The organism is Lacinutrix sp. (genome assembly GCF_023299985.1).
In the GTDB taxonomy this organism is placed as follows: Bacteria; Bacteroidota; Bacteroidia; order Flavobacteriales; family Flavobacteriaceae; genus Lacinutrix.
This window is the reverse complement of the sequence record NZ_JALZVX010000004.1, coordinates 18,734-43,143: the sequence shown is the minus strand read 5'-3', so window position 1 is coordinate 43,143 and position 24,410 is coordinate 18,734. Positions and strand designations below refer to the sequence as shown.

The window sequence follows — 24,410 nt, the reverse complement described above, 5'->3', positions numbered from 1 at the left end:
TCTGTGTTGTTTTGGAAGATTTTAAGCGGTATCACACAGAAGTGTTATAAATAGTTTTGTTTTATCCCTTTCTATCTTTCCAATAAATCGCTAAAAAGGAGTGCAAAAATAATACTTTTTAATCATATTGCCTAACCTTCAATTAAAAAGATTAAACCCATTGTTAGTCAAAACAATAGATACTAAATCACTAGTAAATTCTTTATTTAACATAAGTATTTGAAACACTGCGCTTAATCGGTGAAAATATACATTTAATCTGATATATCAGTCTGATTATCTAATAGAATTATTGAAACAATAACATGTTAAGAAAAATTACTATATTTATTATTATAAAGATTAACAATAAAAACAAAACAAATTATGGTAAGAGCAAAATATCAGGGAGTACTTGATTTAGGAGAAAAATTAAACATTGCAAATGGAGATATTTCTGAAGCAAATGGTGTGTTAACAGTAAAAGGTACTGCTGCTACTCCTTATGATAAAAATTTACTTTGGGATGCAATTAAGAGTGCAGGTGGTGAAAGCCCAAGCGATATCGTTGCAGATATTGCTGTTGCAGATTCTAGCGTTTTTGCGAGACATACTGTTAAAAGTGGTGAAACTTTAGGTGCCATTGCTAAGCAATATTATGGAAGCGCAGGAAAATACAATGCTATTTTTAGTGCGAATACAGACATCTTAAAAAATCCAGATGTTATACACCCAGATCAAGAATTAATAATTCCTAACTTATAGGGATTAATAATGGTTTATTTTAAAAGCGAGTTAACTTAGGTTAGCTCGCTTTTTTATTTATCATGAACTTGTTTCAGGATTTTTAAATATCTAACTAGAGCTTCTCGATACAATTTCTCTTGTTTTCAGAATCACTCGAAGTAACAGGTTTTTTAATATAAAAAATATTACACTAAGGTTCACAGAGATTTCACAGAGATTCGCAGAGAAAAAAATAGTCTCGCTATTTTTAAATTAATAGATTTGATTTGTTTTTTTTGAACACTGAATACTGAGACTGCTAACTGAGAATGAATCCTACTCCAAATCCTCAAAAGTAATCTCTACTAACTGTAGTACTTTTTCAAATTGTTCTGTTAAAGATAAGTCGCTATTATCTATCTCGATAGCATCATCGGCTTTACGTAATGGAGAATCTTCTCTATTAGAATCTATATAATCGCGTTCTTGTACGTTTCTTAAAACGGCTTCATATTCTACATCGTCTCCTCTACCTATTAACTCGTCGAAACGTCTGGTTGCTCTTTTTTCTGCAGACGCTATCATAAATAGTTTTAGTTCTGCATAAGGGAATACTACAGTACCAATATCTCTACCATCCATTACAACACTTTTATCTTTTCCCATTTGTTGTTGTTGCTTTACCAATTGGTAACGCACTTCTGGAATAGCTGCTACTTTACTTACAAAACTTGAAACTTCTAACGTTCTAATGTCGTGTTCTATGTTTTCACCGTTTAAATAAACTTCGGCAAAGCCTAAGGTTGCATTAAACTTAAAACTAATATTTATTTCACCTAGTTTTTCTACTAATGCATTTACATTAAAGTCTTCCTTAGTAATAAAACCGTTTCGCATAGTAAATAGTGTTACTGCACGATACATGGCTCCAGAATCTACATATATGTAACCTAAATGTTTGGCTAGTTGCTTTGCAACTGTGCTTTTTCCGGTGGATGAAAAACCGTCTATGGCTATGGTTATTTTTTGCACTTTATTTTATTTAGATAATGGTTTATTTGGAAAGTTTCGTTTAACGTTTGGTGTAAGAATAGTTGCTCTTAGCGTATAAGCTTTCAAGCCAGTAAAATTCAAAAATGCAAAAGGTAATAGCCCTTTGGTTTGAGCCTAAAATGAGCAATTATTTTTACACTTTGTTATAAGCTGTTATTTTATAGAATTAAAATTCAGAAATATTATATTTAACTATGTTTAAGTTTTTTGGAGTAATTTTTAACCCTCCTCCATTATGTTTACGTGTGCTATAGAAATAAAACTCTATTGAGTCTTGTAAGTCAGTCTCTGAAATTTGAATTCTTTCTGAAATATTTTGATTGTTACAAATAGCATTAATAGAATATTCTCCGTTAACATTTCGATAAAAATAAATTCGAATATCCTGATTTGATAGATTAGTTCTATAAAATTCATCATCAACGAAACAACAAAAAAGTAAAGGTTTTTGGTTATTTAAGTCACCTTTGAACGAAATTAAATACCCATCAAATACTATTTTAATATCAGATACGAAATCCCACGCATCAGTATAACTTAATTGATATCCAAATTCATCACTAGTAGATTTAATTGTGAACAAGAAATTTGATGGTTCAGTATTTAAATTAGGTAAGTTTTTTTTAGCTTTCCAATAAAGATATGTTCCTGTATCCACCTCTATATTATTATTAAAAGACAAATTGCCTCCAATAGATTCAAGTGTATCATAACCGTGTGCTGTTCCTGCTGGAAGAGTTGCTATATCTTCTTCAATTGAATAATTTGAAATATTCCATTCGTTAGAATTATTAAATAATTCGTCATGTATATTTGAAAAAGTATAATTTGGTTCTTCATTCGATACAAAAAAGCTAATCTCGGTGGATGACTGTTCGTTTCCAGAATTAACAGTAAGTTTAATGGTATAATTACCTACTTCTCTGGCCTTAAATGATAATAATGGTACTTCCGGTAATTGGTCATTATGATACAAGTATGATTCAGTATTTTGATTTTCACTAGGACGAAAGTAATTATATGAAGCAGGAGCATCAATGATTTCCCATTTATAATTATCAATATTACCTGTGGAATTTGATCCATCAAGTGTTATTTCATTATAGTATATTGTTAATTGACTATTAAGAACATCAATGTTCGCAGATAATGCTTGTCCATTATCATTATTATTTATGTTGGGATCATCAGAATTACAGCTTTGTAGTGTAAGATAAATTGTAATTAATATTAAATATTTCATAATTTCATGTTTTTCATTGCTTATAACGTTTTACCTGATATGAAATCGTTTAAATGTTTTATATCAGACGTTAAACGAAGTTCGACTATTTTTTTTAGAAAGTCAAATGTAAAACTATCTCAAATCAATCTGCAATCCTAAGAAGTTAGAATTTGAAGCAGCAGTATATTTTGCATGTGTATAACTAATACGCATTTTATTAAGCTTTATAGAAAAACCTGCAGAAATACCTGAGAAGTTTCTTTGGTCTACAATACGTAACTCTTCGGCACGTCTAAAATTATAACCTAAACGTATATTAAAACCTTTATTTGGAAATAGCTCTGCGCCTAATATTGTATGTCTAACTACTTGCGCTAAGAAACCTACATTCTCTTGTTCTTGATTGCCTTCTAAATCTGTAGCTGCTCTAGCAGGATTAGGTTCTCCAATTGGCCATTGTTGTAAATTCTCGAAGGTTAAGTGCCATCTCAATGGTATATTTTCTAGCGTTTGAGATAAACCTATATCTATTTCTAAAGGCAAAGACTCTTGTACTCCAGCATACGTGGTGATTTGTGTACCTAAATTTCTAACCACTAGAGTACCTTGAAACTCTAGACGCTCGTCTATGTACATTAATGCTAAATCTGTAGCAATACCAAAAGAATTAAATTGCTCTAAACTAGAGTTAATAAGTTTTAAGTTTGCTCCAACGTAAAAATCTGAAAAACCAACTTGCGCTGCATAACCAAAGGATAATGCAATTTCAGAACCTGAAAAATCACCGGTTTCATTTCCATCTTCATCAAAACCAGCAAAATCACCATAATTAATAAAGGTAATACCTGCATGGTATGTTTGTACACGCCTATCTACAGTATAAGCATAAGCTGCAGTACCAAACTTAATACCGCCTAAATAATTAGTGTAATTTAATGCAAATTGGTTGTCCATTTCTACATTAATTGCAGATGGATTATAAATACCTTGTGTAACGTCCCAATCTATATTTGTTAAAACTTTACCACCTAAAGCTGCTTGTCTTGGCGAGGATACTAAATTTAAAAACTGATAAGTAGATTCTCCTCCCAATTGCGCGAAGCAAAAAGTGTTAAAAAGTATAAAATAAAAAGGGATAAATTTTTTAAGCATAAAAGTGGTTAAAGTAACTAAATCTATTTTAAAACGCAGCGATGTGTTTTTTATTTTAATTTAAGCTCTTGACCTATGCTAATAATACTATTTTCTATATTATTTAGTTGTTTTAAGGCATTAACCGTAATATTTGCTGTCCTAGCAATACTGTATAATGAATCTCCTTTTTTTACTGTATAAACAGAAAATTCACTAATTTTAGCTGAAGTATTATAACCTATTTTTAATTCTTGATTTACGTTAAGCACATTAGTTACAAGATTATTTAAACTCTTAATTTGCGCTATACTTAATTGATATTTTTTAGAAATAGAATACAAAGTTTCACCTTTGCCAACTATATGTATGTCTCCATTTAAAGGTTTAGAATCTGTAGTGCTATTATTTGTAGCATAACTACTTGGTGTACCTTTTGTAAAGGTAAAAACTCCTGTTGTAGTATTCAATTTCGCAGGCTTGCCATCCATAATAACATCTACTATGTTTTCTTGAGAAAATACACTAAAACTTACTAGGCATACTAATGCCAAAATTACTTTTTTCATATAAAATAGGGTTTCTTTATGTTTTGTTTACACTCAGTTAATTATGGTAAAACAAAAATTTATTTTTGATTATTTTTTAGACGTCACTTTTAATTTCTGACCAACACTAAGATTATTGTTTTTTAAATTGTTTAATTTTTTTATAGCATCTACAGTCATATTATGCTTTTTAGCAATAGACCATAAAGAGTTTCCTTTTTCTACGGTATAGAAATTATTAGCCTCTGTTTTAGTTTCTTCAGTGTTTTCTTTAGAATTGTTCTCGGCTGCTACTTTCTTTTCTTTTTTTAATGCTTCTACTTTTGAAGTGGCAACATCTTCTTTAGTTTTTCTAACCGAAGCTATAGCTTTCTTAGCCTTTGCTGCTGTAGACTCTTCAGCTTTTGGCTTGTTTTCAAAAACCATAACTTTTCTACCATTAGCAGTTTCTTCAATTGTAGCCTCTGGATTAGATTTTTTTATAAGCTCTAGTGCGTTAGCGTCTTCTTTTTTTGTTTGTGCAACAGCTGTATTTACTTTTTTAACTTCTTCTTTAATTTCTTTTCTAACCTCTTGTTTTACTACTTCTTGTTTTATTACTTTTTTTGAAGGTGTTTCTTCGTCTAACTCTGCTTCCAAAGCTTGCATTTCTGCTTTAAGTCGTGCTAATTTTTCTTTTTTAGACTCGACTTTTACTTTTGTTTTAGGAGCTTCAACTACACGAATTTTTTCTTTTATAACTTCAGTTTTAACCGCTTTTACAGTTTTATCTGTTTTAGCCGCTTTAATTTCTTGACTAATTGCTTTAGAAAGGTCATTTATACTATCATCATTATCCTGAGTATTGTCTGCTTTTGCACTAGTTAATCCAAAAATAGGATTCTTCACACTAGTTTTAGCTTTATAAACAGTAGCAGAAGGTTTCTCTTCTGTTTTTTTAGTTTCAATAACTTTATTTTCTACCTCTGCCACAGAAGGTGGAGCAGCAAATTGACCAGGAGATTCTCCAGGACGTAGTGAAGCTATTATACGTTCTTCTCCAGCATAACTAATAACTGGGCTGCTAGATTTTACTAATTCTTTTTTAACAATTTTAATAGGTGTTCCTATTTTTAAATTTGAACTCGCAACTTTATTATACCTTTTAATCTCGTCTATAGAAACGTTGTTTTTTTTAGCAACAGTAAACAAAGTCTCTCCTTTTTTAATGGTATGCGTTGTAATATTTGTATAAACCACACCACTTGGTGTCGTTTTTAATTGGGTTGCATCTGTCTTACTATGAGCTCTAAAAGTAAACTCTCCTGTTTTAGTAGACATGTAAGCTTCTTTACCTTCAACTTCTATAGGAAGAAACTCCTCCTCAATCTCTTGAGCAAAAAGACCTAATGATAGTAAACCGAATAAACAAAATACAATTGCTTTCATCTTTATAATTTTTTAGCGTTTTTAACTTTCTGCTTTGTAATAGCTAATTTTAAAACATCTTTCATATCTGAAACATAATGGAATGTTAAGCCTTTTAAATAGTCTTGCTTAATTTCCTCGATATCTCTTCTATTATCTTCACAAAGTAATATTTCTTTAATTCTTGCACGTTTTGCTGCTAATATTTTTTCTTTTATTCCGCCAACTGGTAGTACTTTACCACGAAGTGTAATTTCACCTGTCATAGCTAAACTCTTTTTTACTTTTCGTTGGGTAAATAAAGATACTAAAGATGTTAGCATGGTTACACCTGCACTAGGTCCATCTTTTGGAGTGGCACCTTCTGGTACGTGAATGTGTACGCTATACTTATCGAAAATATCTGCGTTAATTCCAAATTCGTCTGCATTAGCTTTTATGTATTGCATAGCTATGGTTGCAGACTCCTTCATTACTTTTCCTAAATTTCCAGTAATTGACATTGTGCCTTTTCCTTTAGATAAAATAGATTCTATAAATAAAATATCGCCTCCTACTCTAGTCCAAGCTAAGCCTGTTACTACTCCTGCAACATCGTTATTTTCGTATTTATCACGTTCTAATTTTGGTCCTCCTAAAACTTTAATAACTGTGTCGTTTGTTACCTTAAGATCATAGTCTTCTTCCATTGCAATATTCATGGCAGCATAACGTACCATTTTTGCAATTTGCTTTTCTAAACTTCTTACACCAGATTCTCTTGTATAACCTTCTACTATTTTTTCTAATTGTGGTTTTGCTAGTTTTAAGTGCTTATCTGTTAAACCATGTTCTTTTAACTGTTTTGGTAATAAATGGCGTTTACCTATCTCTACTTTTTCTTCTATGGTATAACCTGTAACGTTTATAATTTCCATTCTGTCTCGTAAAGCAGGCTGTATGGTACCTAAACTATTAGAAGTCGCAATAAACATAACCTTAGACAGGTCGTAACCCATTTCTAAGAAATTATCATGAAACTCGCTATTTTGCTCTGGATCTAAAACTTCTAATAAAGCAGAAGATGGATCGCCTTGATGCGAGTTAGAGAGTTTATCTATTTCGTCTAAAACAAATACAGGATTAGATGTTCCTGCCTTTTTTAAAGACTGGATTATACGTCCTGGCATTGCACCAATGTAGGTTTTACGGTGTCCTCTAATTTCGGCTTCATCTCGTAAACCACCTAAAGACATGCGTACATATTCGCGACCTAAAGCCTCTGCTATAGATTTACCTAAAGATGTTTTACCAACTCCTGGAGGTCCATAAAGACATAAGATTGGTGATTTCATATCGTTACGTAATTTTAATACTGCTAAGTATTCTATAATACGTTTTTTAACATCGTCTAAACCATAATGGTCTCTATCTAATATCTTTTTAGCACGTTTAAGATCGAATTTATCTTTACTAAATTCATTCCAAGGCAAATCTAGAAACAAGTCTAAATAATTACGTTGTATAGAGTATTCAGCAACTTGCGGATTCATGCGTTGCATTTTAGATAATTCTTTTTCAAAATGTTCTGCAGTCTTATCGTCCCACTTCTTTGCTTTGGCACGTTTTTTCATTTCTTCTATCTCCTCTGCATTGCCACCACCAAGTTCTTCTTGAATGGTTTTCATTTGCTGATTCAAGAAATATTCGCGTTGTTGCTGATTCATGTCGTTTTGAACCTTAGATTGAATATCGTTTTTTAGCTCCAATTTCTGAAGTTCGATATTCATAAATTTTAAGGTTTCTAAAGCACGCTCTTTAAGGTCGTTTGTTTCTAATAGTTTTTGTTTATCCTTTACAGGTAAATTCATATTAGAAGACACAAAATTGATTAAGAATGAATCACTTTCTATATTCTTGATCGCAAAAGATGCTTCACTTGGAATATTTGGACTGTCCTTTATAATTCTAAGCGCTAAATCTTTTATAGAGTCTATAATGGCTTGAAATTCTTTATTCTTTTTTGCTGGCTTTGCTTCTGGTACTTCACGAACTGTAGCATTCATATAAGGTTCCTCAGTAATAACTTCAGCAACACTAAAACGTTTTTTACCTTGAATAATAACTGTAGTGTTACCATCTGGCATTTTTAGTACTTTAAGAATACGTGCTACTGTACCAGTTTCATGTATATCTCCTGCTTTTGGATCCTCAACTGCTTCATCCTTTTGTGATACTACACCAATAACTTTAGAACCTTTGTTAGCATCGTCTATTAATTTAATGCTTTTGTCTCTTCCTGCTGTAATTGGTATTACAACTCCAGGAAATAGAACTGTATTACGTAACGGTAAAATTGGTAATGTTTCTGGTAGCTCTTCCTTGTTAATTTTCTCTTCATCTTCAGGAGTCATCAAAGGGATTAACTCAGAATTTTCATCAAAATCCTGCAGTGACAAACTGTCCAAACTAATAAAATTAGATTTCTTCATATGTATATTTCCGTCATTTTGTCACCAAATAACATTTGATGTCTAATGTCTTATTTGTAAAATTAATATTTATAATGCTTAAATACTTTGATTATCAATTAATTATCAACAATCTAATATTTGTATCTGTTTTTAAAAGTTCAATTAATATGCCATAGTTTTAGTTAAGAGATAAAAGTGATGCGTTAATAGTTAGTACTGCTATATATAATTGACTTTTGTCCGTTTTTAATTATTAGCTTTTAACTTACTGTTTTGAGAAATTTTAAATAAAATTTTTAAAAACTGTAACAAACTAATTTAACTTGTATCTATATTACAACAAACCATTAGAATTGACATTAACCAACCACAATATCGAACAGCTCGTTGCCCTTTGTAAAAGCAACAACCAATTCGCGCAATTGGAACTGTATAATAGGTATTATAAAGCTATGTACAACACTGCATATCGCATTGTAAAAGATAGATTTGAAGCCGAAGATGTAATGCAAGATGCTTTTTTACTTGCGTTTTCGAAGCTTAATACTTTAAAGGATATTAAAACATTTGGAGCTTGGTTAAAACGTATAGTGATTAATAAAAGTATTTACCATTACAATAAGAGTACTAAGTTTGACGAAGTACCTCTAGACGAAGTGCTTTATAAAGTTGAAGATACAGATGGCATTACAGAAGATTATGAGTTTACAAGCATACAAGCCAAACAGATAATTGAAACTATGAAAAACTTGAAAGATAATTATCGTATAGCTTTAACGCTTCATTTAATTGAAGGTTTCGATTACGAAGAGATAAGTGAAATTATGAGAATTTCTAATGCTAACTGTCGCACTACCATTTCAAGAGCAAAAGAAAGTTTAAGAAAAAAAATGCAAGCCTTAGTTGGATAAAAAATTACAAATGAAAAACGATAACATAAATCAAATTTTCGATAAATTTCAACATGAGTTTGATGTTGATGCACCAAGTCATGGTCATGAAAATAGGTTTCTAGACAAACTAAAAGCACAAAACCAAACACAAGATGTTTCAGTATCCAATACAAGTAAAAACTTATGGAAGCCTTTTTTAGGCGTTGCAGCCTCTCTTGTATTATTAATTACGTTAGCTGTTAGTTTTAATACTGAACCAGACGTACAAGGTTTAGCAAGTGTTTCTCCAGAAATGGCAAATACTCAAAACTTCTTTACTTCTGTTATTGCAGAAGAATTAGAAAAAATTGATAGAGAACGTACTCCAGAGACCGAAGCTCTAGTTAAAGATGCTATGACCCAAATGGAAACGTTAGAAATACAGTACAATCAACTAAAATTAGACTTAACAGAAAGCGGAAACGATAAACGCGTTATCCATGCCATGATTAATAATTTTGGCAATAGAATAGACATTTTAAAAACAGTATTAGAAAACATAGAAGGTATTAAAACATTTAAACTAAACACCAATGAGACAACAACAACACTATAACCTATTTGCCATATTGCTACTATTACCATTAGCACTATTCGCTAATATTAATAACGATAAAGATGGAAAGTATAAAAAGGAAAAAACCATTACTAAAACATTTAATGTTAACGATAACGCGACATTAAAAGTAGATAACAGTTACGGGAATCTAGATATTGTAACTTGGGATGGTAACACTATAGATTTTGAAATAAAGATTACTACAACAGGAGATAACGAAGAAAAAGCACAAGAAAAACTTGATGGAATTACAGTAGATTTTTCTGGATCTCAAGATTTGGTTACTGCAATTACAAGGTTTAGTAAAAACAAAAGTAAATCTTGGTGGAGTTGGACAAATAGTAATAATGTACAAATGAAAATTAATTACATTATTAAAATACCAATTACTAATAATGTAAACCTAAATAACGATTATGGGAATATTAATTTAGGCACACTTGAAGGTCGTGCAGAAATTAATTGCGATTATGGTAAAATTACCACTAAAGAGTTATTAGCCGATAATAATAGAATAAATTTTGATTACTCTAGTAACTGTTATTTCGAGTTTATTAAAAGTGGAGAAATTAATGCTGATTATAGTGGTTTTACGGTCTCTAAAACCAATACGCTAGAAATTATAGCAGATTACACAAAGTCTAAAGTAGAAATTGCAGAAGCTATTACTTACAACTGTGATTATGGTGGTATTACTGTAGATAAAGTAAATAACCTAAAAGGTAATGGAGACTACTTAACCGTAATAATTGGAGATGTTTACAAGAATCTAAATATTACTGCAGACTATGGCTCTATTAAAATAGCCAAACTAAACAAGAGCATAAAAAATGTATCCATAGATTCGGATTACGTTGGTATAAAAATAGGTTACGATCCATTGGTATCATTCGATTTTGATATCGCATTAGAATATGGATCTTTAAAAGATAGTGATGCTAGTTTAAATTTTATAAAAAAACGTATAGAATCTTCAGATCGCTACTATAAAGGTTATTACAACACCGAAAATTCTGGAAGTTTAGTAAAAGTAAATTCTGAATATGGTAGTGTTACTTTCTTTCATAATTAAAAAAAATCAATTAATTTAATTATATAAAACGAAAATTATGAACTTTTCAAAAAAAAATAACGAACACTTAAACAATAATAAAGATGTGAGTAAATACTTAAAAAACACATTTGTATTAGCTATTGCATTATTAAGCTTCACATTTGCTCAAGCACAACTTTGGGGAAGTAAAAAAATAAAAGGTAATGGAGAAGTAACAACCATTACCAAATCTACATCAGACTATGATGAAATTAAGTTTGCAGGATCAATGGACTTTATTCTTGTAAAAGGAAAAGAAGGAGATATTAAAATTGAAGGAGAAAGCAATCTTTTAGAATATATTAAAGTAGAAGTTGATGGTAATACGCTTAAAATTAAAACTGAAAATAATATTAGCTTAAAGCCAAGTTTTAACAAAACTATAAAAATTACAATCCCTTTTAAAGACATAGACTATGTAAGCTTATCTGGTTCTGGAGATGTTATTAATAAAGATAAAATTGTAGCCAACAACTTTACTACAAGAATATCTGGATCTGGAGACATAGTATTAGATATTGAAGCAAACGATATTAGTGCTTCTGTAAATGGTTCTGGAGATTTAACCTTAAATGGTAAGACTAAAGAATTAAAAGCTAGTGTTACGGGTTCTGGAGATTTCCACGGTTATAATTTAGAAGCTATAGATGTAGATGCTAAGGTAACAGGTTCTGGAGATGTAGAAATTGTATGTAATGGCGATTTAAAAGCTAGAGTTACTGGCTCTGGAGATATTGAATATAAAGGCTCACCAAAATCTGAAGATAGTAAAGTTACAGGTTCTGGTAGTATTGGGAATTAGATTAACCTAAAAACAAAAAAAGCCATTTTTCTAGTATAGAAAAATGGCTTTTTTTGTTGAATTTAAAACCTATTGCTTTTCGTAAACAAAAGTTAAATCTTGGGTCACAGTTGCTGTAAAGTCTTCACCATCAAAAGCAACAAATCCTTCAGGTACTATAATAGATAATTCATTACCGTTTATAGTCCAATCGGTAACACCTGCTGTTGCTGTATCTGTAATAGAAATTATGTTTCCATTTTGCGTCCAAGTAATGTCTGTGTTTTCTACTTCTTCTTCACAATCTATTGTAAAAATAAAAGAATCTGTTGTTCCTACTTCAATTTCAGTTGTAAAACTTGGAAAAGAAGTACTCATTACTGTACCTGTATTATCTGCATTAAAAACTATAGTTTCGTTTGTTAAACAGTCCATTTCATCTAAAAAATTAATATTTTCTGTACCATCATTATTAAGGTCAATAGCTTCTTCACCATTCCATGCTGTTAACAACCATGTACCTACTATACCTTCGTCTGGTGTAGAATTAGAACAATCACCTAATCCGTTTATAAGTGCTTGAATAGAACCATTATTATCTCCACAAGAGTTAATTTGATTTTGTAAAGCAGATTTGTAAGCGTTACATAAATTTTCATTTGTAATATCGTTGTTAAAAGCTGTTTCTGCAGATGAAGCAAAACTTGTAGCTTCAATACAAGGATCTACAGTATTATTTATTTTTGTCCAAGTAGAACTAGAAGATATTGTAGAAGTTGTAGTAAAACCACCATCATTAGTTGTTTCTGTAGAGTTTTGTACAAAGGATAAAGTTTGTCCGTCTGCAGAAATAGTATAAGGTGCTGTTTGTGGTCCATCAAATTCTGATAAATCCATACCTTGAAATTCATACGAAACAAAAGAACCGTCTGAAGTTATCTCACTTCCATTGGTAGTATAACTTCCAGCTCCCATAACATTATCAACAGACAAATTTTGCATACTAGTTTGTCCATTTACTGTTATATTAACATCGTATCCATAACTACCACTAGTTGTAAAAGTACTTGGCGCAAAAGTTAAATCGTAATTAGGGTTTACACTTTGTATTAAAAAGTCAGTCTCAAAAGGAATGCCTCCAACCTCTGATGCTGTATTAACTGTCGCATCAAAATTAGTTAATGTCCAAGTGCCTATTAAATTATTCGACCCATCTAGATTATTTAAATCAAAACCATCCAATGGTTCATTATCACATGCCATAATGGCGAAAGCAAATACCATCATAAATAAAACCGAAACTTTACTAATATTTTTCATATTTTAAATTTTTTAACAAACATAATAAATTATATTCTAACTATCGAAATCTTTTCTTGGTACTCTAAACAATAAAATAATTCCTATTAAGAAGAAAACAAATAAAAATAGAATTGCATTTCGCATAGTACTTACTTGATCTACAACTGCAAAGATGGTCATACCAATTACAATTCCAATTTTTTCTGCAACATCGTAAAAACTAAAATAAGAAGTCGTGTCTTTAGTTTCTGGTAGAAATTTAGAGTAGGTTGAACGTGCTAAAGATTGTACACCACCCATTACAAAACCAACTAAACCTGCAGCGATGTAAAATTGGATTGGAGTAATCATAAAATAAGCGTAAAAACATAAGCACATCCAAATGGCATTAATAATAATTAGAGTTGTAATATTTCCAAATCTATTAGATGCTTTAGAGGTTGTAAAAGCACCCAAAACTGCAACTAATTGAATAATTAAAATACTTCCTATTAAACCTTGGATTCTCTGGTCTGAATTTTGCCACATTATTTCTTTTTCACCAAAATAAGTAGCCATTAGCATTATGGTTTGTACTGCCATGCTAAAAACAAAAAAGGCTGTTAAGTAACGTTTTAATCTTAAGTTTTCACTAAGACCTTTCCAGACGACTTTAAGCTCTTTAAACCCATTAAAGATAACAGCTTTAGTTACCTTGTGCCCTGTAGATACTCCATTAGGCAAAATGTAAAATGTATATTGACTAAACAACATCCACCACAAGCCAACTGTAACAAACGAATAACGCATCATTTTAATTGCAGTTTCTCCTTCAAAGCTCATAACCATAATTAAATTAAGTACAAGCAGTAATACGCTACCAAAATAACCAAGACTAAAACCTTTTGCACTAATACTATCTTGTTGCTCTGGAAAAGCGATATCTGGTAAGTACGAATTATAGAATACTAAGCTTCCCCAATACCCTATTAAACCCATAAAATAAAAAAACATACTTAAATGAATGTAATCCTTACTAAACCAAAATAAGCCAATACAACCTATACTACCTATGTAACAAAAAATCTTCATGAAGATTTTTTTGTTACCAACGTAATCTGCTATTCCAGAAAGCAAAGGCGATAAAAAAGCGACTATCAAAAAGGTGAAAGCTGTAACAGCAGATACTAAAACGGTTGGTTTTAATTGAAAAACACTAATTAATTCGTCTTTATTTGGATAAATAAAACCATAAAATAGTGGAAATATAGAAGATGCAATAGTTAATGTATAAACCGAATTTGCCCAATCGTAAAAAGCCCAAGCGTTTAATAGTTTTTTATCTCCTTTTTGTATTTTTTTCATAAAAAAAGCCACTCATTTAAAGAGTGACTTCGAAAATAAGAATTTATATTTTATTAATAAGGCGTTACTGGTCTAAAAGAACTAACACCAAACTTTTTAGCTTCTGCTTTTGCTGTTGGAGCCAGTGCTTCTAAATTGTTCACACGTGTTGTTGTCGCTGGATGCGTACTTAAAAACTCTGGTGGTGCTTGTCCTCCACTTGCTGCTCCCATACGTCTCCATAAATTTGCAGCTTCATCTGGATTGTAACCAGCTATTGCAGTTAATATTAAGCCTATTCTATCTGCTTCTGTTTCATGACCTCTACTAAATGGTAACATACCTCCAACTTGAGACGCCGTACCATAGTATTGGTTAAATAAGTCTCTTTCTTTTCCTTGTAAAGCAACATTTCCTGCTAATGCTAAACCTTGTTGTAACATTCCTGCACTCATACGTTGTTGCCCATGATTTGCTAAAGCGTGTGCTACCTCATGACCCATAATTGCAGCAACAGCAGCTTCATTTTGAGCAACAGGTAAAATTCCTGTATAAAAAACAATTTTACCTCCAGGCATTGCCCATGCGTTAATTGCTGGATCGTTTACTAAGTTATATTCCCATTTATAGTCGTTTAAATACCCTTGATTTCCGTTAGCATTTAACCAACGTTCTGCTGCTACAGCTATGCGCTGTCCTACTCTAGTTATCATTTCAGATTGTGTAGTTCCGGTGATAACATTGTTTTCATTTAAAAACTGATTGTACTGTGCAAAAGCTGTTGGAAATAATTGAGAGTTTGGCATAAATGCCATCGTTTTCTTTCCTGTAAAAGGATTTGTAGAACAAGAAAAGAAAATAAGCACTGTAAGTGCTAATGTTATGGTTGATTTAAATTTCATTTATTTGTTAATTATATTAATGTAAAACCAAATTACAAAAAGTTACACTAAAAGCCATTAATGCTATTTAAAAGTTAATTAAGTATGCGATAAAAAACACTTTTTATCGTTTAAATTCACTTTAATGTATTAAAAGCATAACAAGATGTTAGAATGTTATGATTTACTTAAAATTACGACTGATTATAAACTAAAAAGATATTTACAATTATCTTTATAACTTTAATAAAGTTAAACACTTTTAAAACTTATTTTTCCGCTTTTGCGTAAATACTTAAAACAATTAATATGAAAAAAATAGCACTATTAACATTAGCCCTTATATTATTTAACTGTAATAGCAATGCGCAAGACAGTAAAAAAGAAACTAAAACTTACAAAGTTTCTAAAACAGATACAGAATGGAAACAATCTCTTTCGGACAAAGAGTATTATGTTTTACGTCAAGCAGGAACCGAACGTCCTTTTTCAAGTAAACTAAACAAAGAATACAGCTCTGGTACATATATTTGTGCTGCTTGTGAAACACCTTTATTTAAAAGTGAAGACAAATTCGATTCTGGAACTGGATGGCCAAGTTTTGATAAAGAGGTAAAAGGAAATGTAGACTTTTCTGTAGATTATAATTTAGGTCACGCAAGAACAGAAGAGCATTGTGGAACTTGTGGTGGACATTTAGGACATGTTTTTAATGATGGTCCACGAAAAACTACAGGCAAAAGACATTGTATTAATGGTGTTGCGTTAAAATTTATTCCAAAAAAAGATGAGTAATTTTAAAGTAAATAAGTCTGATAAAGAATGGCAAGACCAACTTACAGAAGAGGAATATCGTATTTTAAGAGAAAAAGGAACCGAAAGACCAAATACTGGAGAATACAATCTTCACTTTGAAGAAGGCGCATACACATGTGCTGGTTGCAACCAGCAATTATTTGAAAGCTCTAGTAAATTTAATGCACACTGTGGTTGGCCAAGTTTCGACGAATCTATTAAAGGAACAGTAAAATATGTTTTAGACAAAACACTTGGCATGACAAGAACAGAAATTGTATGCTCTAATTGTGGTGGACATCTAGGTCATGTATTTAATGATGGTCCTACAGAAACTGGAACACGTTACTGTGTAAATTCTATTTCTGTAAAATTTGACAAACAAGATAAATAGCTAAACCTTTACTATAGCGTGAATGCTTACTTATTAAATTTATTTTGGAATAAATCGTGATTACTTCGTAATTAATTGTTTTTTTATCTCCTCAAAGAGAGCGAGCCTTGAAAACCTGACTTCTAAATCACGACTAAATAAAAATGAAACTACAATTTATTATTTCGGCTTTGTTTTGTAAATTCGTAACTTAAAATTATAGACTAAAAATTATACAATGAGTAAATACGATATTATTGTTCTTGGAAGTGGTCCTGGAGGCTACGTAACTGCTATTAGAGCTTCGCAATTAGGTTTAAAAACTGCTGTTGTCGAGAAAGAAAGTCTTGGTGGTGTTTGCCTAAATTGGGGCTGCATACCTACCAAAGCATTATTGAAATCTGCACAAGTTTTCGAATATTTAAAGCACGCTAGTGATTACGGATTATCTGTTAAAGAATATGATAAGGATTTTGATGCTGTTGTAAACAGAAGTCGAAATGTAGCAGAAGGCATGAGTAAAGGTGTTCAGTTTTTAATGAAGAAAAATAAAATTGACGTTATAAATGGTTTCGGTAAACTAAAACCTGGTAAAAAGGTTGAAGTAGATGGAAAAGAATATTCCGCAGACCATATTATTGTAGCAACTGGAGCACGCTCTCGTGAGTTACCAAGTTTACCACAAGATGGTGAGAAAGTAATTGGTTACAGACAAGCAATGACTTTAAAAGAACAGCCAAAGAAAATGATTGTGGTTGGTTCTGGTGCAATTGGTGTTGAATTTGCATATTTCTATAATGCAATGGGAACAGATGTTACTGTTGTAGAATATTTACCAAATATTGTACCTGTTGAAGATATTGATGTCTCTAAGCAATTAGAAAAATCTTTTAAGAAAAGTGGTATAAAAGTAATGACTTCTGCCGAGGTAACTAAAGTTGATACTTCTGGCAAAGGCGTTAAAGCTAATGTTAAAACAAGTAAAGGTGAAGAAGTTTTAGAAGCAGACTTAGTATTAAGTGCTGTTGGTATTAAAACAAATATCGAAGGTATTGGTCTTGAAGATGTTGGTATTGCTGTAGATAGAGATAAAATTTTAGTTAACGATTTCTACCAAACTAATATTCCAGGTTACTATGCTATTGGTGATGTTACTCCTGGACAAGCATTAGCTCACGTAGCGTCTGCTGAAGGTATTTTATGTGTAGAAAAAATTGCTGGACAGCATGTGGAAGCTTTAGACTATGGTAATATTCCTGGTTGTACTTACGCGTCACCAGAAATCGCTAGTGTTGGTTTAACCGAAAAGCAAGCAAAAGACCAAGGTTTAGATATTAAAGTTGGTAAGTTTCCATTCTCGGCTTCAGGTAAAGCAAGTGCTGCAGGAACAAAAGAAGGATTTGTAAAAGTTATTTTTGATGCCAAATATGGTGAATGGTTAGGTTGCCATATGATTGGTGCTGGTGTTACAGATATGATTGCAGAAGCAGTTTTAGGACGTAAATTAGAAACTACAGGACATGAAGTTTTAAAAACTGTACATCCACATCCAACCATGAGTGAAGCTGTTATGGAAGCTGTAGCTGCTGCTTATGATGAAGTTATACATTTATAGAACATAGAATGTTTGCTTTGCAAACTGATAGAGAATATAATATAGATTAAAAAATGCGATTCAAATGAATCGCATTTTTTTATTTACTCTAGTATCTCTTTTCTTATTTTTCTCTTTATTATTTATCTATTCTTTAATTTCTATTCGCGAGATTTTCTTAGCTTAAAGAAATCTATAACCAACACCTAAAAACAAACCATTAGGTGTAATTTCATCGAAACCAATGGTATATTTAGCATGTGTATTAATATGGTTTGTAATATTGTAAGACAAACTTAAATCTGCACGAACTTTAAATTTATTATTAAAAAAATCGAAAAAATAGTTCATACTTGGTCCAACCAAAATATCTAGCGTCTTACTTGCTTTATAATTAATATAAATAGGTGCGTTTATAAATCTAAAATCGTTTAATCCTATATATAATATTTCTGGTTGTAAATGTAAATTTTCTCCAAAATCTATGTTAAGGTATAAACCACCATAATAACCTGTTGCAGTTTCTGAGTTTTCTCCAAAATTAGCTTCACTTACATTAAAAAAAGTAAAGTTTAAACCTCCTTTAACACCTAAATCACTAATCTCAGTTTGCGCAGAAGCTATTGATATTGAACATAACAAAATAAGTAATAGCACTGTATTTTTCATGAAAATCAATCTAAAAAGCTTTGTATCGCTAATTCATAACTCTGCAAGCCAAAGCCTAAAATTACGCCTTTAGCATTAGGTGATATAAAAGATTGGTGTCTAAACTCTTCTCGTCCAAATGTATTAGAAATATGCACTTCTACTACTGGAGTTTCTATAGCCTTTACCGTATCTCCAATACCAACAGAAGTATGGGTATAAGCTGCAGCATTCAATATTATACCATCGTAATTAAAACCACAAGCTTGTAATTTATCTATAAGCTCTCCTTCTATATTAGACTGAAAATATTCTAAATCAACATTAGTATATTTTTCTTTTACAGTATTAAAAAATTCTGTAAAAGATAAACTACCATAAATATTAGGTTCTCGTTTACCTAGTAAATTAAGGTTTGGTCCATTAATAATGATTATTTTCTTCATATAGTAAAAATACAAAAGTTATGGCATTTTACTTGGAATATTATTAAGAAGGGTTTTATTTTAAATAAAAATCTATTTGGGTATTTTCTCCTTTTTTAAGGTTTGTTAATGCGCGAATTTTAGAATCATCAACAAAAATTTCTATAATAGCTGTATTTGTAGAAATACTTCCCACATTTTCTGCCAATAAAATAAAAGAATTCTTTTTGTTTATAAGTGTAAGAGGAATACTTTTTCTTTCTTTTTTAGTTTCAAAATTTCTTAAAAGAGTAGTACCATTATACTTTAAAGTAACCTTGTCGCCATCTAGTTTCCCTCCATCAAATATTTCAATTCTAATATTTTTACTTTTAGAGAACACACTTAAAACTTGTTTGTTTCTCAAAATATTCATGTTAACAGAATCCATGATTTTCACTATATTGTTACTAGATTTAAGGCTATCTGGGATTTTTTTAGTTTTGCTAATAATTTTTTGCACTTTAGCAATACGTTTTTCCATCTTCTCTTTTGTACTTAATAAAATATCTCCATTAATACATTCTGTATTATCAGAAAAAAGACCTTTAAATTTTCCTGTAATCTTATTATTTCCTAATTTAAATCTAGAACTTTTAAAGTTTATAAAACAAAAATCTTCTTGTATCACTGGCGATTTAGTATAAATAATATCTTTCTCACTAAACTCTATAAACTTATCTACTGCATTATATTTACCATATAAGTTTGATTTTGTTTCATGTAAACCACCAACATCTGTTATTGAATGCCCAATAATTTCACCTTTAGTTTCTGTAAATTTTACTTGATAAGTTATTAACGAGCTGTCATTGAGCTTTATAGCTCCAACATACTCGTAAGTACTTTGTGAAAAAGACATCTTCATGAAGATAATCATGAATAAAAAAACATTTAAATTCTTCATTTATTTTGAAAAAAGTATTAGATTTGAGTGTAAAACTAATCAATATAATTTATGAAAACCAAATTATTTTTAACACTTTTAGTGTTTTTTGTAGCTTTAACTTCTAGCTACGCATCGTTTCCAGTTGAAAGAACTGTAAAAACCGAAACGACAACTTCTAATTCTGAAACACTTGATGTTTCTAACACAGATCAAGTTCTATTTACATCTCCAGCAGTTGCTGCTTCTGATGAAAAATGGGTTGGTGTTGCATTGTGGGCATTTTTATGGCCTTTTGCTGCGCACAGATGGTACCATGGTTCTCCAATAGGATGGAACATTTTATTTATTGTTACTTTTGGTGGTTTAGGTATTTGGGCAATAGTTGATTTAATCAATATGTTGACTGACAACTTCTACTAAGAAAATATATTTATAAATTTAAAAGCCACTTCTTTATTGAAGTGGCTTTTTCTATTTTAGTACTATGAAATGGCAAAACGCTTTAAAAGATTATCAACTTTATCTTAAAATTGAGAGAGGCTTATCTAACAATTCGATAAGTAACTACAGTTTTGATGTTAAAAAACTAATGAATTATCTAGAAGCAAATAGCATCACCTCCTCTCCTATTACAATAACTAAAGAAACCATTCAGCAATTTATTTATACTATTGCAAAAACAGTTAACGCTCGCTCGCAATCAAGATTAATTTCTGGATTAAAAGGTTTTTTTAATTACTTAGTTTTTGAAGATTATCGTAAAACAAACCCACTCGACACAATCAATTCTCCTAAAATTGGTAGAAAACTCCCAGATACTCTTAGTGAAAATGAAATAAACCAACTTATTAACGCTATAGATTTAAGCAAACCTCAAGGTGAACGTAATCGTGCTATTTTAGAGTTACTTTATGGCTGTGGTTTACGTGTTAGTGAATTAACGCATCTTAAAATTTCAGACTTATTTTTCGACGAAGGATTTATTAAAGTAACTGGAAAAGGAGATAAACAACGTTTTGTACCTATAATTGATGCTACAAAAAAATACATTGAAATCTACAGAAAAGAAGTGAGAAATCACCAAACTATTCCAAACGAGTTTAAAGATACACTGTTTTTAAATCGACGAGGAAAACAATTAACTAGAGCCATGATTTTTACAATTATAAAACAATTGGCAGTTAAAATAAATTTAGAAAAAACCATTTCTCCACACACATTTAGACACTCCTTTGCAACACACCTCTTGGAAAATGGTGCAGACTTAAGAGCCATACAACTTATGCTTGGGCATGAAAGTATTACAACTACAGAAATCTACATGCATGTAGATAAAAGCCACTTAAAAAATGTAATACAAAACTTTCATCCAAGACAATAAAATAACATTTTATCGTCATTAAATGTATTTAAAAGTGTTTTTTGCATATATTTGATATAGCTATTTATAATCATTACTAATTTCCCTTGATAAATTTTTTAAAATATTGTTATGCCAAAAGCTAATAATAACATTTTTATGGAGTTAAATACTCCAAAACATAACCTAGAAATATTCCAAACAGCATTAGATATTTCTAATATTGGCATTTGGAGTTTTAACGAAAAATCTAACACTCTTTTCTTTTCTAAATCTTCTAAAACTATTATTGGTTTTGAGGATGATAATTCTTTTGGAAATAATATAAACGATTGGAATGATCGTGTGCATCCAGATGATAAAGAACAATACCTAGAGGATTATCAAAATCATATTAATGGAAAAACACCACTTTATGTCAATAAAAATAGGGTGTTGTGCAAAAATGGAGATTACAAATGGATATTAGATAAAGGTCAAATAATTAACGACCATGTTAAAGATGGCTATGTTCATTTTGTTGGCACACATACTGATATTACAGAACAAGTTAGAAATGAAATTAAAGTTAAAAACGCTTTAAATATTGCTACAGAACAAAATAATAAACTTAAAAATTTTGCTCATATTGTTACTCATAACCTTAAACAATATTCTGGAAATTTTGAAAGTCTTTTAGAGTTTTATGAAGAAGCCGAATCTGATGATGAAAAGTTTGAACTTTTTATTCATTTAAAAGATATTTCAACTTCTCTTAATAGAACAATCCACAACCTTAACGAAATTGTTTCTGTACAATCTAAAAAAGCTGAAAATTTACTAAAACTTAATGTTAGTAATTTTATTGAAAATACACTTATATTATTAAATGTTGTAATATCTAAGAGTAATGCTACTATTAATAATAAAATTGATAAAAAATTATTTATCTATTTTAATTCAGCCTATTTAGAAAGTATTATTCAGAACTTGCTATCTAATGCTATTAAATATAAACATCCAGACAGAGATCCTGTTATTTCTATAAAATCTGAGCTATTACAAGAAAACTTAGTCATTTCAATTCAAGATAATGGTGTTGGTATAGATTTAGACAAATACGGAAAAGAGATTTTTCGTTTGTATAGAACATTTCACAGTAATGAAGATGCCGAAGGCGTAGGCTTATATTTAGTAAAAAATCAAATTGAAACTTTTGGTGGTAAAATTACTGTAGATAGTACGGTAAATGTTGGTAGTACTTTTAAAATTATTATACCAAATAAAAAGTCCAATTAGTAGATCTAATTGGACTTAATTATTATATAAACTTTAGATTCTATTTTGCAATATTTACTGCTCTAGTTTCCCTAATAACTGTAACCTTAACTTGTCCTGGATACGTCATATCTGTTTGAATCTTCTGTGAGATACTAAATGATAAGTCTGCTGCGTTTTGATCGTTAACTCTTTCACTTTCTACAATTACACGAAGTTCTCTTCCTGCTTGAATTGCATAAGCTTTCTTTACACCTTGAAAGCCAAATGCTATTTCTTCTAAATCTTTTAAACGTTGTATATAACTATCTAAAACTTGACGTCTTGCACCTGGTCTTGCGCCAGAAATAGCATCACATACTTGAATAATTGGAGACAGTAAAGATGTCATTTCTATTTCATCGTGGTGCGCACCAATAGCATTACAAACTTCAGGTTTTTCACCAAATTTTTCTGCCCATTGCATACCTAATATAGCGTGAGGTGTTTCCATATCTGCTTCTGCATCTGGCACTTTACCTATATCATGTAATAAACCTGCTCTCTTGGCTAATTTTGGATTTAAACCTAACTCTGCAGCCATTACTCCACATAGCTTTGCAACTTCACGTGAATGCTGTAATAAGTTTTGACCGTAAGACGAACGGTATTTCATACGACCTACCATTTTTATTAATTCTGGATTTAATCCATGGATACCTAAATCTATAACTGTACGCTTACCAACTTCTATAATTTCTTGCTCAATTTGTTTTTGTGTCTTTTTAACAACCTCTTCAATTCTAGCAGGATGTATTCTACCATCTGTAACTAACTTGTGTAAAGATAAACGTGCAATTTCACGTCTTACAGAATCAAAACAAGATAAAATAATAGCTTCAGGAGTATCATCTACAATAATCTCTACACCTGTTGCAGCTTCTATAGCTCTAATATTTCTACCTTCTCTACCAATAATACGGCCTTTAACATCGTCGTTTTCAATATTGAATACAGATACACAATTATCTACAGCTTCTTCAGTACCAATACGTTGTATAGTATTTATAATAATTTTTTTAGCGTCTTGTTGTGCAGTCATTTTCGCTTCTTCCATCTTACCTTGAATGTAAGCATTGGCTTCAGTTTTAGCTTCACCTTTAAGCGATTCTACTAATTGAGACTTAGCATCTTCTGCAGATAAGCTAGATATAACTTCTAATTGTTGTATTTGGCTTTTGTGAAGTTTATCTACTTCTTGTTGTTTTTTCTCAAGAATATCTGTACGATGGTTGTAATCTTTTTGCTTAGCATCAGCCTGAGAACTTAACTTTTTAGATTTTGCAAGTTCACTAGAAATTTGAGATTCTTTGTCTCTAGTTCGTTTTTCAGCCTCAGACATTTTTCTTTCTCGACTAGAAATTACTTTTTCATGTTCAGACTTAAGCTCAATAAATTTTTCTTTGGCTTGAAGCATTTTATCCTTTTTAATGCTTTCACCTTCACTTTTAGCATCTCTAAGAATATTAGAGGCCGATTTTTTAGCGTTTTTAATAAGTTTTGATGCATTACTCTTCTCCATCATTTTAGCTATAACAAAGCCAAAAATTGCTCCTATAGCTACACCTGCAATACCAAATATAATTGTATTATCCATT

Annotated in this window: 24 protein-coding genes; 11 read left to right on the top strand and 13 right to left on the bottom strand. The window is 30.8% G+C overall.

All coding sequences use genetic code 11. From position 1 onward, the window contains the following. The first annotated feature begins 366 nt into the window (after positions 1-366). Entirely contained in the window at positions 367-744 is a 378-nt protein-coding gene (locus tag Q0C58_RS00435) for a LysM peptidoglycan-binding domain-containing protein (RefSeq protein WP_290696266.1), read from the top strand. A 297-nt stretch (positions 745-1,041) separates the two neighbouring features. Here the strand turns inward: Q0C58_RS00435 and cmk are convergent, their stop codons facing one another. From cmk to lon, 6 genes are all read right to left on the bottom strand, one after another. Further along, positions 1,042-1,737, bottom strand: coding sequence for a (d)CMP kinase (gene cmk / locus Q0C58_RS00430; RefSeq protein ID WP_290696264.1), 696 nt, complete (start codon positions 1,735-1,737; stop codon positions 1,042-1,044). A 187-nt stretch (positions 1,738-1,924) separates the two neighbouring features. After that, a complete protein-coding gene (locus Q0C58_RS00425) occupies positions 1,925-3,001 on the bottom strand; it encodes a hypothetical protein (protein WP_290696262.1) in 1,077 nt (358 codons plus the stop codon). A gap of 114 nt (positions 3,002-3,115) precedes the next feature. Beyond that, complete coding sequence (gene porQ, locus Q0C58_RS00420) at positions 3,116-4,135, bottom strand: type IX secretion system protein PorQ (RefSeq protein ID WP_290696260.1); 1,020 nt, start codon at positions 4,133-4,135, stop codon at positions 3,116-3,118. 50 nt (positions 4,136-4,185) lie between these two features. Next, on the bottom strand, positions 4,186-4,683 hold the full coding sequence (locus Q0C58_RS00415; protein WP_290696258.1) for a LysM peptidoglycan-binding domain-containing protein: 498 nt from the start codon (positions 4,681-4,683) through the stop codon (positions 4,186-4,188). Between the two features lie 69 nt (positions 4,684-4,752). Beyond that, a complete protein-coding gene (locus tag Q0C58_RS00410) occupies positions 4,753-6,090 on the bottom strand; it encodes a LysM peptidoglycan-binding domain-containing protein (protein WP_290696256.1) in 1,338 nt (445 codons plus the stop codon). Between the two features lie 2 nt (positions 6,091-6,092). Continuing rightward, positions 6,093-8,540, bottom strand: a complete 2,448-nt coding sequence (gene lon / locus Q0C58_RS00405; protein ID WP_290696254.1) for an endopeptidase La — start codon at positions 8,538-8,540, stop codon at positions 6,093-6,095. A 335-nt stretch (positions 8,541-8,875) separates the two neighbouring features. Here lon and Q0C58_RS00400 point away from each other — a divergent pair, with 335 nt between their 5' ends. From Q0C58_RS00400 to Q0C58_RS00385, 4 genes are read left to right on the top strand one after another with little or no spacing between them, the layout of a single operon-like run. After that, on the top strand, positions 8,876-9,433 hold the full coding sequence (locus tag Q0C58_RS00400) for an RNA polymerase sigma factor (RefSeq protein WP_290696288.1): 558 nt from the start codon (positions 8,876-8,878) through the stop codon (positions 9,431-9,433). Positions 9,434-9,443: 10 nt separating this feature from the next. Next, complete coding sequence (locus Q0C58_RS00395; RefSeq protein ID WP_290696252.1) at positions 9,444-10,010, top strand: hypothetical protein; 567 nt, start codon at positions 9,444-9,446, stop codon at positions 10,008-10,010. Beyond that, on the top strand, positions 9,988-11,085 hold the full coding sequence (locus Q0C58_RS00390; RefSeq protein ID WP_290696250.1) for a hypothetical protein: 1,098 nt from the start codon (positions 9,988-9,990) through the stop codon (positions 11,083-11,085). Before Q0C58_RS00395 ends, Q0C58_RS00390 begins: the two co-directional genes overlap by 23 nt. A 37-nt stretch (positions 11,086-11,122) precedes the next feature. Continuing rightward, entirely contained in the window at positions 11,123-11,908 is a 786-nt protein-coding gene (locus Q0C58_RS00385; RefSeq protein WP_290696248.1) for a head GIN domain-containing protein, read from the top strand. Positions 11,909-11,977: 69 nt separating this feature from the next. Here the strand turns inward: Q0C58_RS00385 and Q0C58_RS00380 are convergent, their stop codons facing one another. Genes Q0C58_RS00380 through Q0C58_RS00370 form a run of 3 tightly spaced genes read right to left on the bottom strand, consistent with a single transcriptional unit; the run spans position 11,978 to position 15,414 of the window. Next, complete coding sequence (locus Q0C58_RS00380) at positions 11,978-13,207, bottom strand: lipocalin family protein (RefSeq protein ID WP_290696246.1); 1,230 nt, start codon at positions 13,205-13,207, stop codon at positions 11,978-11,980. A gap of 36 nt (positions 13,208-13,243) precedes the next feature. Next, positions 13,244-14,533, bottom strand: a complete 1,290-nt coding sequence (locus tag Q0C58_RS00375; protein WP_290696244.1) for an MFS transporter — start codon at positions 14,531-14,533, stop codon at positions 13,244-13,246. Positions 14,534-14,586: 53 nt separating this feature from the next. Then, complete coding sequence (locus Q0C58_RS00370) at positions 14,587-15,414, bottom strand: M48 family metallopeptidase (protein ID WP_290696242.1); 828 nt, start codon at positions 15,412-15,414, stop codon at positions 14,587-14,589. 288 nt (positions 15,415-15,702) lie between these two features. On the opposite strand from Q0C58_RS00370, the gene msrB (Q0C58_RS00365) reads away from it, so the two are divergent. The 3 genes from msrB (Q0C58_RS00365) to lpdA all read left to right on the top strand — a co-directional run bounded on the left by msrB (Q0C58_RS00365) (position 15,703) and on the right by lpdA (position 18,176). After that, positions 15,703-16,188: a peptide-methionine (R)-S-oxide reductase MsrB gene (msrB, locus tag Q0C58_RS00365; RefSeq protein ID WP_290696240.1), complete on the top strand. Its 486-nt coding sequence runs from the start codon at positions 15,703-15,705 to the stop codon at positions 16,186-16,188. Continuing rightward, complete coding sequence (gene msrB, locus Q0C58_RS00360; RefSeq protein ID WP_290696239.1) at positions 16,181-16,582, top strand: peptide-methionine (R)-S-oxide reductase MsrB; 402 nt, start codon at positions 16,181-16,183, stop codon at positions 16,580-16,582. The genes msrB (Q0C58_RS00365) and msrB (Q0C58_RS00360) overlap by 8 nt, the downstream gene beginning before the upstream one ends. Positions 16,583-16,799: 217 nt before the next feature. After that, positions 16,800-18,176, top strand: a complete 1,377-nt coding sequence (lpdA, locus tag Q0C58_RS00355) for a dihydrolipoyl dehydrogenase (RefSeq protein WP_290696238.1) — start codon at positions 16,800-16,802, stop codon at positions 18,174-18,176. A gap of 162 nt (positions 18,177-18,338) precedes the next feature. Here the strand turns inward: lpdA and Q0C58_RS00350 are convergent, their stop codons facing one another. The 3 genes from Q0C58_RS00350 to Q0C58_RS00340 are packed head-to-tail and all read right to left on the bottom strand — an operon-like array spanning position 18,339 to position 20,174. Then, entirely contained in the window at positions 18,339-18,824 is a 486-nt protein-coding gene (locus tag Q0C58_RS00350; RefSeq protein WP_290696237.1) for an outer membrane beta-barrel protein, read from the bottom strand. 5 nt (positions 18,825-18,829) lie between these two features. Next, positions 18,830-19,249 carry a type II 3-dehydroquinate dehydratase gene (gene aroQ, locus Q0C58_RS00345; RefSeq protein WP_290696236.1) on the bottom strand — a complete coding sequence of 140 codons (420 nt, stop codon included), beginning with the start codon at positions 19,247-19,249 and terminating at the stop codon, positions 18,830-18,832. 55 nt (positions 19,250-19,304) lie between these two features. Then, on the bottom strand, positions 19,305-20,174 hold the full coding sequence (locus tag Q0C58_RS00340) for a hypothetical protein (RefSeq protein ID WP_290696235.1): 870 nt from the start codon (positions 20,172-20,174) through the stop codon (positions 19,305-19,307). Positions 20,175-20,225: 51 nt separating this feature from the next. Between Q0C58_RS00340 and Q0C58_RS00335 the strand changes: the two genes are divergently transcribed. From Q0C58_RS00335 to Q0C58_RS00325, 3 genes are all read left to right on the top strand, one after another. Continuing rightward, entirely contained in the window at positions 20,226-20,576 is a 351-nt protein-coding gene (locus tag Q0C58_RS00335) for a TM2 domain-containing protein (protein ID WP_290696234.1), read from the top strand. A gap of 64 nt (positions 20,577-20,640) precedes the next feature. Next, positions 20,641-21,537 (top strand): site-specific tyrosine recombinase XerD, encoded by an 897-nt coding sequence (xerD, locus tag Q0C58_RS00330; RefSeq protein ID WP_290696233.1) that lies wholly within the window; start codon positions 20,641-20,643, stop codon positions 21,535-21,537. Between the two features lie 111 nt (positions 21,538-21,648). Continuing rightward, the gene (locus tag Q0C58_RS00325) at positions 21,649-22,794 is read left to right on the top strand and encodes an ATP-binding protein (protein WP_290696232.1); all 1,146 of its coding nucleotides are present in this window, start codon (positions 21,649-21,651) and stop codon (positions 22,792-22,794) included. 40 nt (positions 22,795-22,834) lie between these two features. Here the strand turns inward: Q0C58_RS00325 and rny are convergent, their stop codons facing one another. Continuing rightward, positions 22,835-24,409 carry a ribonuclease Y gene (gene rny / locus Q0C58_RS00320; RefSeq protein WP_290696231.1) on the bottom strand — a complete coding sequence of 525 codons (1,575 nt, stop codon included), beginning with the start codon at positions 24,407-24,409 and terminating at the stop codon, positions 22,835-22,837. Position 24,410 lies beyond the last annotated feature (1 nt).